The organism is Christiangramia lutea, assembly GCF_022489035.1.
Taxonomy (GTDB): Bacteria; Bacteroidota; Bacteroidia; order Flavobacteriales; family Flavobacteriaceae; genus Christiangramia; species Christiangramia lutea.
Genome location: NZ_JAKVTV010000006.1, coordinates 22,240 through 37,766 on the forward strand (window position 1 = coordinate 22,240; position 15,527 = coordinate 37,766).

A 15,527-nucleotide genomic window follows, 5' to 3' on the forward strand; every position below is an offset into this window, starting at 1 on the left:
CAAATTTAATCATCTTTGCAGCAATTTTAAAGTCACAATTGTTACATAATGCTTAATATTCATAATCTTTCAGTTTCCTTTCAGGGGGAGTATCTTTTTAAAGAAGTGAGTTTCCGGCTAGGTGCTGGAGATAGGGTTGGTCTTATTGGAAAAAATGGCGCGGGAAAATCTACTTTACTGAAGATAATTTCTGGTGATCAGGAATATGATTCCGGACAGATAGCGAAAGACAAGGAGCTTAGAATTGGATTTTTAAAGCAGGATCTTGATTTTGAGCATGGAAGAACCGTGATAGATGAGGCTCATCAGGCTTTTGAGGAGATCAAAAGGCTAGAGGATAAAATGGAAAAGATCAATGAACAATTGGCTACCCGTACAGATTACGAAAGTGAATCTTATAATCAGTTAATTCAGGATCTTAGTGAGATCACTCATCAGTACGAGATCATTGGAGGTTACAACTACGAAGGTGAAACCGAAAAGGTGCTTCAGGGACTTGGATTTGAAAGAGAGGATTTCGACAGGCTAACGGAAACTTTTTCCGGAGGATGGAGAATGAGAATTGAACTTGCCAAGTTACTTCTTCAGAATAACGATATTTTGTTACTGGATGAGCCTACCAACCACCTGGATATTGAAAGTATAATTTGGCTGGAAAGCTTTCTGAATAATTATGCAGGTTGCGTGATGCTGGTTTCTCACGATAAGATGTTTCTGAATAACGTGACCAACAGGAGTATCGAGATCTCTCTGGGAAGTATTTATGATTATCGAAAGCCTTACTCTGAATTCATTGAATTCCGAAAAGAGCTAAGGGAACAGCAATTGGCTGCGCAGAAGAATCAGCAAAAGGAAATAGAAAATACTGAAAAACTTATTGATAAGTTCAGGGCAAAGGCAAGTAAGGCTTCTATGGCCCAGTCACTTATCAAAAAGCTGGATAAGATAGACCGAATAGAAGTTGATGAAGACGATAATGCAGTGATGTCGGTTAACTTTCCGGTTTCTGTGAATCCAGGAAAGGTGGTTATCGAGGCTGAACATCTTGAAAAATCCTATGGTGATAAAAAGGTTTTAAGAGATGTGAACCTATTGATAGAACGTCAAAGCAAGATTGCCTTTGTTGGTCAGAATGGTCAGGGAAAAACTACTCTTGCTAAGATCATCATAGGTGAAATTGAACATGAAGGTAAACTGAAATTGGGTCATAATGTTCAGATAGGATACTTCGCCCAGAACCAGGCCGAATACCTGGATGGCGAGAAAACCGTGCTACAAACCATGGAAGATGCATCTAACGAAAAGAACCGGACAAAGGTTCGTGATATGCTGGGAGCATTTCTTTTCCGAGGGGATGAAGTAGAAAAGAAAGTAAAGGTGCTATCCGGAGGTGAAAGAAATAGATTGGCGTTGTGTAAAATGCTTCTGGAACCATTCAACGTAATGGTGATGGATGAGCCTACCAACCACCTCGATATTAAGTCAAAGAATGTTCTAAAGGAAGCTCTTAAGAACTTTGAAGGTACCCTGATCATAGTTTCGCACGACAGGGATTTTCTTCAGAATCTAACCAGCAGGGTTTATGAATTCAGAGACCACAAGATTAAAGAGTATTTAGGGGATATCGATTATTACCTGGATCAAAGAAAACTGCTCGATATGAGGGCGGTTGAAAAGAGTGAAAAGGCAAAACCTTCAAAAAAGAAGGAGGAGACCGAGGAGAAAAGGTCTTTTTCAGATCAGAAGGAAATTAAGAGACTTAAAAACCGACTGAGTAAAACGGAGGCCAAGATCACTAAACTCGAAAAAGAGCTAAAAACTAAGGATAAACAGTTGGCTGAAAATTATGAGGAAACGGTGACCAAACCAGATTTTCTCAATAATTATAATGTTTCGAAAAAGAAACTTGAAAAGCTGATGGCAGAATGGGAGGAACTTCAGCTCGACCTGGAACAGATTAGCTGATAAAATTTTTATTTCAATTAAACCAAAGGGACTGATCTTAGTCCTAAGACTGTTATGGATAAACGCAAGATCATTCTTTCGGCATTAGGGATAGTGCTGGTAATTGCTGCTTTTTTTGGTGCGAAATTAATTATAAACAGCAACGTAAAGGAGAAACCTCCTGTAAATAAAACTATTAAAAGTGTTTTTATAGACACTGTAAAAAATACAACCGTTCCTATTGTGGTGCCTGCCAACGGGAATATTACTGCTCTGCATAGGTTGGAACTATTTTCAGAAGTGCAGGGAATCTTCAGGTATAGTAGTAAAGATTTCAGGCCTGGTCAGAAATTTCAAAAAGGACAGGTCTTACTAAGTATAGATTCTGAAGAATATTCTGCTTCAGTTCAATCGGCGAAAAGTGATCTTTATAATAATATTACTTCCATAATGCCAGATTTGCGACTGGATTACCCTGAAGCTTTTAAGAAATGGGATAATTACCTGAAAAGCTTCGATATTACTAAGCCAGTACCTCCTTTACCTGAAACCAAAACTCAGCAGGAACAATATTTTATAACCGGTAGAGGGATCGTTTCAGCCTATTACAATGTGAAGAACCTCGAGGAGCGCCTGGCTAAGTACAGGATCGTAGCTCCATATAACGGAATTCTTACTGAAGCATTGGTGAACAGGGGGACATTAATTAGACCAGGGCAGAAACTGGGAGAATATATAGATCCTAGTGTTTATGAACTTGAAGTTAGTATTGCCAAAAAGTTTAGCGATGTACTTGAGCTGGGAAAATCTGTAAAGCTTCAAAACCTGGAAGGGACTAAAACCTATGAGGGTGTGGTTAGCCGTATTAATGGGAAGGTGAACCAGGAAACTCAAAGTATCAGGGTATTTATCAAAGTTGAAAATTCTGAGCTGAGTGAGGGAATGTACCTGGAAGCCAGGCTTGATGCCAAAGAAGAAGAGAATGCCATTGAAATACCAAGGGAATTACTTGTTGAAAGGTCTAAAGTATTCGTGGTTAGGGATAGCACCCTGAATCTTGTGGATATAAACCCGGTTTATTTTACGAATAATACCGTAGTGATCAAGGGACTTGATAACGGAACAATAATCTTATCGGCCAACGTACCCGGAGCTTATTCTGGCATGCTGGTAAAGATCGAAGGACAAAGAGACCTGCTTAAAAAAGACCAATCTTGAGAAAGCTAATAAATTACTTTATAAAGTTCGGGGTTGCGGTAAATGTCGTGATCATGGCTTTTGTGATCTTTGGGATCATCGGGATAATGAATATGAAATCCTCATTCTTCCCATTGCAGGACTCCAGGATTATTAATATTAGTATTGCTTATCCTGGTTCGGCGCCCGAGGAAATCGAGGAGGGAATCATCCTGAAGATCGAAGATAATTTGAAGGGTCTTGAGGGAATAGATAGGGTGACATCTGTGGCCAGGGAAAGCGGCGGATCTATTACCGTGGAAATTGAACGCGGGGAAAATATAGACGCCATGCTTACCGAGGTAAAAAACGCAGTAGATCGGGTGCCTACTTTTCCTAGTGGTATGGAACCTCTGGTAGTCTCTAAACAGGAATTCATAAGGGAAACTATCAATTTTGCAGTTAGTGGAGATAATGTTCCACTGGCTACCTTAAAACAAATAAGTCAGCAAATTGAAAACGACCTTAGGTTATTAGACGGAGTTTCGCAGATAAGTATTTCCGGGTTTCCTGAGGAAGAAATAGAGATTGCGGTAAGCGAAAATGATCTTCTTGCCTATGATCTAACTTTCGAGCAGGTGGCCCAGGCGGTGCGTAATTCCAATATTCTTTCTACAGGAGGAACAATCAAGACAGATGCCGAGGATTATCTCATTCGTGCAAATAACAGGGCTTATTATGCCGATGCGCTTAATGATATAGTTTTAAAATCGAGTACTACAGGTGAGATCGTTCGTTTGGGAGATATCGCAACAGTACGGGATCAGTTCTCAGAAACTCCGAACGCGCTTTATTTTAATGGAAATGTAGCCGTAAATGTAGGAGTGAGCAACACCAGTAGCGAAGATCTTCTGGCTACTGCTGAAAAGATCAATGAATATGTAGACGAGTTCAACCAGAAGAGCAGCAATGTTCAGTTAAATGTGGTGAACGATCAGTCAATTACCCTTAATCAAAGAACGCAACTGTTAGTTGAGAATGGAATTATGGGAATGTTGCTGGTGCTGTTTTTCCTGTCTCTTTTTCTGAATATCAGGTTGGCATTCTGGGTTGCTTTCGGACTTCCGATCGCATTCCTGGGAATGTTCATTTTTGCAGGATCTCTGGGAGTAACTATTAACGTACTTTCCCTTTTCGGGATGATCATCGTGATTGGGATACTTGTGGACGATGGTATTGTGATCTCAGAAAATATCTATCAGCATTCTGAAATGGGTAAAAGTCCAATCCAGGCAGCGATGGACGGGACCATGGAAGTAGTTCCTCCAATTCTTTCAGCAATTATCACTACGGTTCTGGCATTTTCAACTTTCATATTCCTGGATAGCCGGATAGGGGAGTTCTTTGGAGAAGTTTCTACGGTAGTGATTCTAACCCTGATAATATCGCTGGTTGAGGCTCTGGTTATTCTTCCGGCTCATATTGCACATTCCAAAGCTCTGAAAAGAGATAACTCTAATGGCACGCCTAAGAAGGGCATAGGCAAATTCTTCCAGAAGATGAAGGTGGCAAATAAACTCGGGGACCGCGCGATGTCTTATATGCGTGATAAAATTTATAGCCCGGTATTAAGATTTGTGCTTACCCAGCAGGTTCTTGCCCTGGGAATTCTAATTACAGTCCTTGTTCTTACAATTGGTGCCATAGGAGGAAACTGGATAAGGGTCACCCTTTTCCCCAGTATCGCCAGTGACCGGGTGAGCATAGACCTGTTAATGCCGGAAGGAGTGAATCCTGCTCGTACAGACTCAATTATTTCCATGGTTGAAGCGGCAGCCTGGAAAGTGAATGATGAATACACTGAAAAACAAACGGGCAACAAGCAAGTTGTTGAAAATATTATAAAACGGGTTGGACCCGGTAACAACAAAGCTTCGCTTCAGGTGAATTTGCTTCCTGGTGAAGAGCGGGACTTTAGTTCGCCAGAGATCACCAATGCGATCAGGGACGAAGTAGGCCCTGTTTTCGGGGTTGAGAATCTAACTTTCGGTTCAGGTGGTAACTTCGGAGGATCCCCAGTTTCTGTATCCTTGCTTGGAAATAATCTTGAAGAGCTTGAAGCGGCAAAATCGGCGCTAAAAGAGAACCTGGAAAATAATTCTCTGTTAAAAGATGTTACCGATAATGACCCTAAAGGGATCAAGGAGATCAATGTAAATCTCAAGGATAATGCATACGCTCTGGGGCTGGACCTTGGAGAGGTAATGCGGCAGATTAGAAATGGATTCTTCGGGGCACAGGCTCAGCGTTTTCAAAGAGGACAGGATGAGATAAGGGTCTGGGTGAGGTACGACCTGGAGAACAGGTCTTCTATCAACGATCTTGACGAAATGAGGCTGGTAACACCTTCAGGGGAAAGAGTGCCGTTTGCTGAGATCGCCAGTTATGAGATCGTAAGGGGAACAGAATCTATTAGTCACCTGGACGGGATGAGGGAAATACGAGTTTCTGCAGATATGGAAGATCCTAACGGTAGTTCTACAGAGATCATGGAAGACATAAGATCTAATGTGCTTCCTCCAATCCTGGAAAAATATCCAAGTATCACTGTATCCTATGAAGGTCAGAACCGGGAGGCTTCCAAGCTTTCCAGTTCTGCTGCCGCAGTGATCCCGATCATACTTTTCCTTATTTATGCAACTATCGCCTTTACGTTTAGAAGTTACAGTCAGCCATTCCTATTAATGATCATGATCCCATTCAGCATTATTGGGGTTGCCTGGGGACACTGGCTGCACGGTTTCCCTATAAATGTACTTTCAGCTTTGGGAATTATTGCCCTGGTGGGTATTATGGTAAACGACGGCCTTGTGCTTATTGGAAAATACAACAGTTTCCTGAGGGAAGGAATGGACTTTAAAAAGGCTTTATATGAAGCTGGTAGGTCTAGGTTCAGGGCTATATTTTTAACTTCGCTTACCACCATTGCAGGTTTGGCGCCATTATTACTGGAAAAAAGCAGGCAGGCCCAGTTTTTAAAACCAATGGCCATTTCAATTTCATATGGTATTGCTCTTGCAACTATTCTAACCCTATTACTATTGCCATTATTGATCTCGATAAGCAACAGTATAAAAGTTGGAGGAAAATGGCTTAGAACCGGTGAAAAGCCCTCTAAGGAAGAGATGGAAAGAGCTATTAAAGAGAAAAAAGAAGAAGAAGCACATGAAAGTATTACATAGAACTATCCTTATTCTTAGCGTTTTTTCTTTTTCTTCAATTTGGTCCCAGGAAGAACCAGTTTTGACCAAAGAGGAAGTTATTTCCAGAGCTTTGGTAGAGAATTTCGGCATACAGCTTGCAAATAATGAGGTTGAAATTGCTGAAAACAACCAGAGTATCTTAAACTCGGGATACTTACCAAATGTTACCGGCCTTGCTGGAGCGAATTATGATATTAATGATAGGATTATAATTCCGGAAGAAGGTGAAAGGGTAGACCAAAATAATATTGAAAATAATGCTTATAATGCCTCGATAAATCTGGGTTATACCTTATTCGATGGATTGGGACGCTTTTATAATTATAAAAGCCTTAAAGAGCAGTATGACCTCTCTCAACTTGATGCAAGGGAAACGGTGGAAAACACGATCCTTCAAATTATGAGTGTTTATTATGAGATTGCCAGGCTTACCGAAAATGTTGGTGTTCTGGAAGAAACCCTGGAGATCTCACAGAACAGGGTTACAAGGGCTCAGTATCAATTCGAATACGGGCAGTCTAATAATCTTGTTGTCTTAAATGCCAGGGTAGATGTTAATAATGATAGTATTGCTCTTATAGAAACAGAACAGCAGCTAAGAAATACCAAAAGGGATCTCAATGTGCTTTTAGATCGTGACATCAGCAATAATGAGTTTGCAGTGGATACAACGGTGAACTTTGTATCAGATCTTCAGCTTGAAGGTTTTATTGTTGAAGCTGAAAAAAATAACGTTTCCCTGTTGCAAATTGAACAGAACCTGGAGATTAGTGATTACGATATAAAAGTGAACAAATCTGGATATTTGCCGGTAGTAGACCTAACAGGGTCCTACGGGTGGAATAAGAATAGGAGCGCGGCTACAGCTTTCTTTCCCGGGTCTACAACTACCAGGGATGGATTCTCGGCAGGAGTGAGTCTGCAATGGAATATTTTTGATGGAGGAAGAACCAGCGTTCTGGTCAAGAATTCCAAGATACGTTATCAGAATCAGGAGATACTGAAGGAGCAACTGCAAACCGAGATTCAGAGAGATATCGCGAATGCTTTGGGTAATTACCGCAATAAACTTTATATTTTAGATGTACAGGAAGAGAATGTAAGAACCAATCTGGATAATTTTAATCGTTCAGAGGAACAGTATAAACTTGGACGAATTACTTCTATCGAATTCAGGCAGGCTCAGATAAATCTTCTTGATGCCCGCACCAGTCTCAACCTTGCGAAATATGATGCAAAACTGGCCGAGTTGCAGGTCCTGCAGTTAACCGGGCAGTTATTGAATGTAGAATTGTAATAATGTTCGAACACTTTTTTCAATGTCCGTATTGCTGGGAGGAGATCTCCGTACTTCTGGATCCCTCAGTTACCAGGCAAACCTACATTGAAGATTGTGAGGTTTGCTGCCGGCCTATCGAATTCCAGGTTGCATTTGAAGAGGGGGAGCTGAAGGAGTTTCAGGCTAGCGATATTGATCAATAAAATTTTCCCGGGCAAAAAATTTATTACTTAAATTTACTTATAACCCTATACTCTAGATATGCTAGCTAAATTTGATATTGCCGGTCATGTGATCGGATTAATCATAGACCGGGACCTTACCGACGAGATGGTGGATCGGGTTATACTCGAAATCCAGGAGAAATTAGAAATTTATAAAAGCCTGAATGTTTATGTAGAACTGGAAAAGGACAGGCAAATTACCTTAAAAGCTCTTTTCAAAGGAATAAAATATAAATATTCAAATTCCGATCATTTTGGCAAAATAGCGATCGTTTCAGATAGTAAATGGTTTCAAGGTGCTGTAAATGTGAGTGATATATTGCTGGATGTAGAAGTGCGTACTTTCGATTTAAAAGACCGGCTGGAAGCCATACAGTGGATTTCTATATAATTTTCAAAAAAAGTTTGGTGTAATCCTAAAAATGATATTATATTTGCCGTCCAATATCGCGGGATAGAGCAGTAGGTAGCTCGTCGGGCTCATAACCCGAAGGTCACTGGTTCGAGTCCAGTTCCCGCTACTAAATCCTTGAAACCCTCAGTAAATACTGGGGGTTTCGTCGTTTTAGGAAAAAAAGCGGATCAAATTTGGCTCATCAACAGTTTGTATTTATGGTTTAATACCCTGAATGAAAGTGTCTTATGTTGAATGAGACATCCATGATAAATTGCATTTAGGATTTTAGTTGTATGACGAAGATTTTGTCGGATTTAATTAATCCGTAAGATTACCAAGATTAGATTTGCCTTTTTGAATTTTGCTAAATTCCTTATTGACTGTCTTGTATTTAAAAAATTGTAGTTTTATCTGACCAATTTCTAACCAATAAATATTTGATTTTAAAGAAAATTAAAGATCCGAAATCTAAAGCCTATAAAGAGGTTGTTGATCTCGGAGATAGTAATTCCAGAACACTGGGTTTTTTGCCTGAATCGGCTTTTGCGAAATACGCTTCTGATGGTCAATTAATTGCAGCATATAGTAGAGATTCAAAAGATCTACTCGGTTATATATTATATAGAGTTTCTTATAACAGGGTTACAATCGTTCATTTATGTGTGGCAAAAGAGTCTAGAGGCTCTAAGGTAGCCCTTGCCTTGGTAAATGAGCTAAAAAGTAGTACAACACAATTTGATGGTATAAGATTAAGTTGCAGAAATGATTATGGAATAGATCACGTCTGGGAGAGTTTCAACTTCGTTCCAATGAAAGAGAGGATTGGAAGAAGTAGTAAAAAATTACCCTTAACCGTTTGGTGGTATCCTCACCATCATGAGGATCTGCTTTCGCAAATCTCGGAATACGAATTAAAGAATAAGGTAGTTGCTGTTATTGATATGAATGTATTTCTAGATATAAAAGATGGAAGAGAGGAAGAAAGTTTAGCGCTCAAAAGTGATTGGCTGCTCAGTGAGGCAATTCTTTATTATACCCGTGAAATTCATAATGAAATAAATAGAGGGGCTACAAGTGAAATTAAGAAAAGCAGTAGAAAACTATTAAATTACTTTAGAGTTCTTCCTTTTAAAGCGGAACAGGAGTTTAAAGAAGTTTTAAAAGAGTTGAAGAATCAGTTTCCTGCTAAAAGTAAAAATGATAAATCCGACTTAAGACATTTAGCATATTCAATAATAGGAGGAGCACAATTTTTTATAACTAGAGATGAAGAGCTTTTAGCCAGTAAGGACTACTTTAAAAAGTTCGAGTTACAAATATCTCGTCCTAGTGAATTCATCACTCATTTAGATGAGAATATTCAAGTTTCAAAATATAAACCACAAAGGCTAATTGGGACTAATATAGATTCTAAAAGGGTAAATAGTGAAAACATAGATTTTTTTACCAATAAATTTCTTAAACCCAACGAAAAGAAAAATCAGTTTCAAAAAACTATAAGGAAGGCTCTTTCTTCTCCTAAGCAGTTTGAATTGATTACAATATCAGCTTCTGAAGAGGTATTAGCTTTAATAATTTTTGACCGTAGCGTTGATAAAAAATTATCAATACCGGTTTTTAGATTTTTAAAGAGCAGTTTAAAAATCACTTTATCAAAACATTTACTTTTCAAGGCAATATTAACATCAACGAATGAGTCAAGAACTTTAATTGAAATTTCCGAACCTTTTTTGGAAGAGGAAATATTGAATTCAATTAAAGAGGCTAGGTTTATTAAAGATGGAGATGTGTGGAAAAAATTTAATTATAAAAAAATCGTCGATTTCATCCAAATTGAGTCTTTAATTTCAAAGGAATATATTAAGAAAATTGAGGAGAACATGGAATTGCAGGAAGAAGATGATAACTATGATTTCCTAAAAAGGTATAATCTTGAGAGACATTTATCACCTATTAAAATAAAGGATTTTGATATACCCACATATGTTATACCTATTAAACCTGTTTGGGCTGAACAACTCTTTGATGATCGATCGAACGAGAAATTGCATTTATTTGAAGCGGAAAATGAACTTCTATTGAATAGAGAAAATGTTTACTATAGGTCAGCCTCAAAACGATCTTTAAAAGCTCCAGCTAGAATTTTATGGTATATAAGTGAAAACCCTGTTACTAAGGAGAAGGGACATATAAAAGCAGCATCTTACATCGATGAAATTTTTGTAGATGATGCTAAGAAACTTTTTAGGCAATTTGAGCAATTAGGAATATATAAATGGAGAGATATTTCTAGAACGGCGGATAGTAAAAGTAAAATTATGGCATTTATTTTTTCAGATACTGAATTGTTTAAAAAGCCGGTGGATTTAAAATTTCTTAGAGAATTATTTGAGCTGAAAGAAGATAAAAATTTTATGGTTCTTTCACCAGTGAAAATTAAACCTGAGATGTATCTTGCAATCTATAAACGAGGGATGGAATGAGCTACAATAATATTTCAGCGGAAAAAATATTATTAATTTCTGTAAAACCAGAATTCGCCGAAAAGATAATGAATGGTGAAAAAACCATTGAGTTAAGAAAATCCGCACCTAAGAAAGTTTCTAAAGACAGTTATATCTTAATTTATGTAACCTCTCCCGTAAAGGAGCTTTGGGGTATTTGTAGGATTAATAATATAATAAAAGAGGATCCATTTACCTTTTGGAACAATTACGGAGATAAAACAGGTATAACGGAAACTCAATTCAAGGATTATTATAAAACTAATCAAAATGCTTTCGGTATTGAATTGAAGGATATAAGGAACTTTTCAAAGTATTCAATAGAATTAAAACAATTAAAAAAGGCGTTTCCAAATTTTATGCCTCCTCAGACTTATAGCTACATTAACAGCGATAAGATAAATTTCAGTGTTCTAAAACTGATTCTAAATAAAATAGAAAATAGAGCAAGTATTAGAAGTTGAATTCTCGCAAAGTTCCCGCTACGGATAATTTAATTTTTCCACCATTATAAGATGAAATAATCTGAAATATTTCTAGAAGATGTAACGGAAATTTCTTTTAAGGCTTGAATAATTTCAGGTTTGACGGGATGCGCCGGATCAAATATGGCTCATTTTGGTGCTTTTTTAAAATGTACTAACTTGGTTATTAGATGGATGCAAAATACATTCTGACAATAGAGGTTCCAGTTCCCGCTACTAGCAAAGCCTTACAGAGATGTAAGGCTTTTTTTATTGGGTTTTTCTTTTCTCCTAATAATCATTGCTAAGCGATCTCCATTACATATTTTTTCAGTCAGTTATCGGATTCTCGATTAGAAATGAGAATGAACTTACAATTCATAAATAGCTTATTTCAATTGATCCTTTATTTCCTTTACTTCTATTGTGAAATGGCCTGAAATTCTCTTAAATACCTAATGGTGTACGCCTGTAGACGATTTTAGCAATGGGCTAATCGATTATATTAGTTTTTAAAGAGCAGATTTGAGCAATTTCTATTTTATTCTGCTTTGATTATTTTCTGAAGAACGAGCTAAAAGCCCTCAGCATGAGTTTAAGATTATTACAAATTTTCATGGCCTGCATGCTTTTTCTCGCTTGCGAAGATCAAAAGAACAAGGCTCAAAAAAATCCCGAAATCCGAACGAATGTAAGCCTATTCGACCTGCCCGACAGTTTGTCTGGCAGAAGAATTTCTTTTGTACTGGATCTAAAAAGACAAGTTGCCTAGAAAAGCTGGCCCGAATTTGGAGAAAAAGGACCTGAAGGCACCTTGATCTACTTCCATGAGGACAGATCGGAGGTTTTATTTTCCAGTCCACAAGTAATTAAAAGGCTGGATGACTATGAAAAATTCAGTGATGATAACGGGACTTCTAAAAGAATAGACAGTGTACCATTTCATATGGAAGTGATGATTAGTTTTGACCAGGCAGATTCTTCCAGATTCTATTTCCAGAACCCTCTGGAACAATATTCTTCAGTAGAAGAAGTGGGTATCATGATTCCTTCCGTGGAAAGTACAGAGATGTGGGCTAGCATGGTGGTGCATGAAATGTTTCACCATTTTCAGTATAATAATGAGAACTTCAGAGAGTATGCCAGATCTGAGATCAGTAATTTACCGTTCAATATAAGGGATCTGATTTCCCTGTGCAGGGAAGACCAGGAATTTCTGGCTATGATTCAAAACGAGAACGAATATCTTTTAAAAGACATAGAGGGGATAAAAAAGTGGCTCGGGATTCCCTGATTTCAGAATGTCTAAGTAAGCGTCAGGATCGGATTCAGAAATATAGCATTGAAAATCCTCACCTGGAGCAGGTGGAAAATTATTATGTCATCCAGGAAGGATCGGCCAGGTATATTGAGTATAATAGCATGCAGGTGTTTTCCGGCTATGCCAGCCGCAAGGATCCGCCGGAGGTTTTAAAGGATTCTATGTTTAAATCCTATTCCGAATTTAAGGAAGTAGATCTAAAGGAGCCGGCGTTCGATTACCTTACCTATGCAGCTCCCGTGGACTATCATTATGCGATTGGTTTCAATATTATGCGGCTCTTAGATAGGCTGAAAGTTGAATATAAGGATAGCCTTCTTAACAACCCGGAAAAAGGTCTGTATCAATATCTGCAAGAACATCTAAAAAAATCAACTGACTAGATTTGATCTTGGCTATATGATTCTTTTTACATCCAGGTGTTGATTAGTGATTTAATATATTTAAAAAAGCCACTCAATCGAGTGGCTTTTTTGCGATTCATGTTTGTAGGGCATGCTAATTACTCGGTAGGGACGAGTACAGCATCAATTACATGAATTACTCCGTTGCTGGCGGCAATGTCAAACAATCCAGCTTCAACTAGAATTGAAGCGTTAGCAGCAGTATCTTCATCATTCGTATCTATCTTTCCATCACTGTTTATATAGATATAACCTCCGTTTAAAGTTTCAATTTCTTTGGGTTTCTTTTTTCCCAGTGCACTATTACTGAATCTTTGACAATCAGTAACATGATAGGTTAGCACAGCGGTTAAAAGGGCGTTATCTGTAAGGTCTAGACCCGGGTTTTCTTCAATGAAAGTCGCGAAAGCTGCATCTGTAGGAGCAAATACAGTATATTGATCTGTTCCGGTCTCAAAGATCGGTTTTAAATTGGTTTGCTCCAGCAGGCTTAATAGTACTGTAAACCTCCCGTCGGCTTTAGCGATATCTACAATAGAAAGATCACTTTTTTGCGCAGCAGGAGAAGCTTTAGCATTGGCATCTATTGAGGAAATATCTTCTGAAACCGAATCTTTTTCACAAGAGGCAAAGACTATGGCTATAGCCAGAATTAAAGATTTAAATAATAATTTTTGGGTTGTAATTGAAGTTCTCATAAATATTAAAAGTTGGATTATGAGGTAAATATAGTTATTACTTAAAAAATGTTTAATATAAATAACTAAACATTAAACAAAATAGAAATCTACTTTTCATTTAACACTTCAAAGTGTATAAAATCCTATTTCATAAATTCTTATTGAGAGAAAAAGAGTACAAAATGACTTTGGAAGTTCTATTCGTTGCTAAAATAAATTACCCATGGATGGGTATTTCTTAGCGATTTATATGGAATTATTTTAGATGTCGATAAATTTAACCGGAAAGCTCAATATTTCCCATAATCAGTTCTTATGAAAGATTTTAAATTATTCTACCTATTACTTTTTTGTGTTTTGGCGATTGGTTGTTCTGAAGTTGAAACTATTAATCACAATTCTAATGATCAGCCTAAAACCGGGGTATTTCTTGATAGCGCCGTTGAGGGTTTATATTATGAAACTTCAACACAGAGTGGATTTACCAACAACCTGGGTGAATTTGTATATCAGGAAGGAGAGATTATAACCTTTTTCCTTGGAGATTTTGAGTTGGGTAGGGCCAAAGCCGATCTGGTTCTTTCTCCAATCTCAATTGCCCAGACTCCTAAAGCTAATATTTATACACCTGAAGTGCAATACATGGCTGCGCTGTTGCAGACACTGGACATAGATGGAAATGCCAAAAATGGAATAAAACTCGAACCTCGGGTTCTAGAAGCTTTGGATGAAGACCTTATACGCGGCAGGGAGAATGCCAGGGTTAATATCCTGGAGGTGGTAAAAAGAGTTAGAGAAAAGACTGGAATTGACTTAACCGAAAAATTTCCGGAACAGGCGGCCTCTCATTTAGCAGAAACACTTGGAGAAAATTACCAGCTCTATGCCAGCCTGTTACCCGTTCTTGAAAGTACCGTAAATCCTTTTGAACCTATTTCCAGTGTTAGTTGGGATCATCAGGTAAATGATGAAGGCTTGCTGTTTAATTCTATACGTTATGAAAATAACCCTTATAGAATTTCAGCAGTTTATGATTATACCGAGTATCGTGAAGATGGCTACCCTCTAAAAATGGAGATAACCAAGTATAATTTAGGTGAACCTGCATTCACTATTTCAAAGGAAATCATTTATAATGAAGAAAGACAAGCGATCGGTTTCAAGAATTTCGATGCCAATGGAGCTTTGATTTCAATCAGCACTTTTGAAGCAATCAATACCGATGGATATGTTACCGATATAAAGGTCCAAGATCAACAGGGAGAGTTTCTATACCGTGAAACCTTTGAGAGAAATGAAAATGGAAATGTAAGTATCCATAACAGGTATTCATCGGAAAGTTCTACTGAAATCGATGACCTGGAAATAAGGTATGAGTTTAGCTTTACCGAAAGTGGGGACTTGCTTCAAAGCAAGCAGCTAAGACCCAATTTCAGAAATATAAAGTCTGATTATATCTACAGGGACGATAATACTCTAAAGCAGAAGAATACACTTATTTTATTATTAGACCAGAATAGGATTTCTTCTAGAGAAGATTTCTACGATGAGCAGGAGAAGCTGATTGCTTTTAATATTATCCAGGGAGACTGGCGAAGTGAATACCTGGAACTTTATCCTGATGGTGATCCGAAACTTGTTTATACATATTACCAGGACTGGCTGCAGGAAGTAGCTACTTTTGATGAAGATGGATATGGCGAATTAGTGATCCAGCATTTGGATCGCAGTGGAAGTTACCAGATAGATTTTCGGGATCCTTCTTATAATCTAATAAAGATTGAATATTATGATGATAACGGGAACTATGAAAAAACCGAATATTATGAGAATAATGAACTTGTAAGGACCGAATACGTTTAATTGTTTTC

The 15,527-nt window shown here is 37.8% G+C and carries 13 protein-coding genes and 1 tRNA gene; 13 read left to right on the plus strand and 1 reads right to left on the minus strand.

The genetic code is table 11. From position 1 onward, the window contains the following. Nucleotides 1–48 precede the first annotated feature (48 nt). The 12 genes from ML462_RS14735 to ML462_RS14790 all read left to right on the plus strand — a co-directional run bounded on the left by ML462_RS14735 (nt 49) and on the right by ML462_RS14790 (nt 12,955). Nucleotides 49–1,965 (plus strand): ABC-F family ATP-binding cassette domain-containing protein, encoded by a 1,917-nt coding sequence (locus tag ML462_RS14735; protein WP_240714596.1) that lies wholly within the window; start codon nt 49–51, stop codon nt 1,963–1,965. A gap of 54 nt (nt 1,966–2,019) precedes the next feature. Then, a complete protein-coding gene (locus tag ML462_RS14740) occupies nt 2,020–3,162 on the plus strand; it encodes an efflux RND transporter periplasmic adaptor subunit (protein ID WP_240714597.1) in 1,143 nt (380 codons plus the stop codon). Further along, nucleotides 3,159–6,362: an efflux RND transporter permease subunit gene (locus ML462_RS14745; protein ID WP_240714598.1), complete on the plus strand. Its 3,204-nt coding sequence runs from the start codon at nt 3,159–3,161 to the stop codon at nt 6,360–6,362. The genes ML462_RS14740 and ML462_RS14745 overlap by 4 nt, the downstream gene beginning before the upstream one ends. Then, nucleotides 6,346–7,680: a TolC family protein gene (locus tag ML462_RS14750; RefSeq protein WP_240714599.1), complete on the plus strand. Its 1,335-nt coding sequence runs from the start codon at nt 6,346–6,348 to the stop codon at nt 7,678–7,680. Before ML462_RS14745 ends, ML462_RS14750 begins: the two co-directional genes overlap by 17 nt. 2 nt (nt 7,681–7,682) lie before the next feature. Next, entirely contained in the window at nt 7,683–7,865 is a 183-nt protein-coding gene (locus ML462_RS14755) for a CPXCG motif-containing cysteine-rich protein (RefSeq protein WP_240714600.1), read from the plus strand. A 58-nt stretch (nt 7,866–7,923) separates the two neighbouring features. Further along, nucleotides 7,924–8,277, plus strand: a complete 354-nt coding sequence (locus tag ML462_RS14760; protein WP_240714601.1) for a SpoIIAA family protein — start codon at nt 7,924–7,926, stop codon at nt 8,275–8,277. A 57-nt stretch (nt 8,278–8,334) separates the two neighbouring features. After that, nucleotides 8,335–8,407 (plus strand) — tRNA-Met (locus tag ML462_RS14765). Between the two features lie 313 nt (nt 8,408–8,720). Further along, on the plus strand, nt 8,721–10,766 hold the full coding sequence (locus tag ML462_RS14770; protein ID WP_240714602.1) for a hypothetical protein: 2,046 nt from the start codon (nt 8,721–8,723) through the stop codon (nt 10,764–10,766). After that, the gene (locus ML462_RS14775; RefSeq protein WP_240714603.1) at nt 10,763–11,251 is read left to right on the plus strand and encodes an ASCH domain-containing protein; all 489 of its coding nucleotides are present in this window, start codon (nt 10,763–10,765) and stop codon (nt 11,249–11,251) included. Before ML462_RS14770 ends, ML462_RS14775 begins: the two co-directional genes overlap by 4 nt. A gap of 589 nt (nt 11,252–11,840) precedes the next feature. After that, nucleotides 11,841–12,023, plus strand: a complete 183-nt coding sequence (locus tag ML462_RS14780; protein WP_240714604.1) for a hypothetical protein — start codon at nt 11,841–11,843, stop codon at nt 12,021–12,023. A 42-nt stretch (nt 12,024–12,065) separates the two neighbouring features. Beyond that, nucleotides 12,066–12,545: a hypothetical protein gene (locus ML462_RS14785; RefSeq protein ID WP_240714605.1), complete on the plus strand. Its 480-nt coding sequence runs from the start codon at nt 12,066–12,068 to the stop codon at nt 12,543–12,545. Further along, nucleotides 12,527–12,955 carry a hypothetical protein gene (locus ML462_RS14790; protein WP_240714606.1) on the plus strand — a complete coding sequence of 143 codons (429 nt, stop codon included), beginning with the start codon at nt 12,527–12,529 and terminating at the stop codon, nt 12,953–12,955. Before ML462_RS14785 ends, ML462_RS14790 begins: the two co-directional genes overlap by 19 nt. 119 nt (nt 12,956–13,074) lie before the next feature. Here ML462_RS14790 and ML462_RS14795 read toward each other — a convergent pair whose 3' ends face one another. Beyond that, a complete protein-coding gene (locus tag ML462_RS14795; RefSeq protein ID WP_240714607.1) occupies nt 13,075–13,674 on the minus strand; it encodes a fasciclin domain-containing protein in 600 nt (199 codons plus the stop codon). A 297-nt stretch (nt 13,675–13,971) separates the two neighbouring features. On the opposite strand from ML462_RS14795, the gene ML462_RS14800 reads away from it, so the two are divergent. Beyond that, on the plus strand, nt 13,972–15,519 hold the full coding sequence (locus tag ML462_RS14800; protein ID WP_240714608.1) for a hypothetical protein: 1,548 nt from the start codon (nt 13,972–13,974) through the stop codon (nt 15,517–15,519). Nucleotides 15,520–15,527 lie beyond the last annotated feature (8 nt).

Coding starts and splice junctions, on each gene's coding strand:
- ML462_RS14735 (WP_240714596.1), top strand. CDS start 49: ATGCTTAATATTCATAATCTTTCAGTTTCCTTTCAGGGGGAGTATCTT.
- ML462_RS14740 (WP_240714597.1), top strand. CDS start 2,020: ATGGATAAACGCAAGATCATTCTTTCGGCATTAGGGATAGTGCTGGTA.
- ML462_RS14750 (WP_240714599.1), top strand. CDS start 6,346: ATGAAAGTATTACATAGAACTATCCTTATTCTTAGCGTTTTTTCTTTT.
- ML462_RS14755 (WP_240714600.1), top strand. CDS start 7,683: ATGTTCGAACACTTTTTTCAATGTCCGTATTGCTGGGAGGAGATCTCC.
- ML462_RS14760 (WP_240714601.1), top strand. CDS start 7,924: ATGCTAGCTAAATTTGATATTGCCGGTCATGTGATCGGATTAATCATA.
- ML462_RS14775 (WP_240714603.1), top strand. CDS start 10,763: ATGAGCTACAATAATATTTCAGCGGAAAAAATATTATTAATTTCTGTA.
- ML462_RS14780 (WP_240714604.1), top strand. CDS start 11,841: ATGAGTTTAAGATTATTACAAATTTTCATGGCCTGCATGCTTTTTCTC.
- ML462_RS14795 (WP_240714607.1), bottom strand. CDS start 13,674: ATGAGAACTTCAATTACAACCCAAAAATTATTATTTAAATCTTTAATT.
- ML462_RS14800 (WP_240714608.1), top strand. CDS start 13,972: ATGAAAGATTTTAAATTATTCTACCTATTACTTTTTTGTGTTTTGGCG.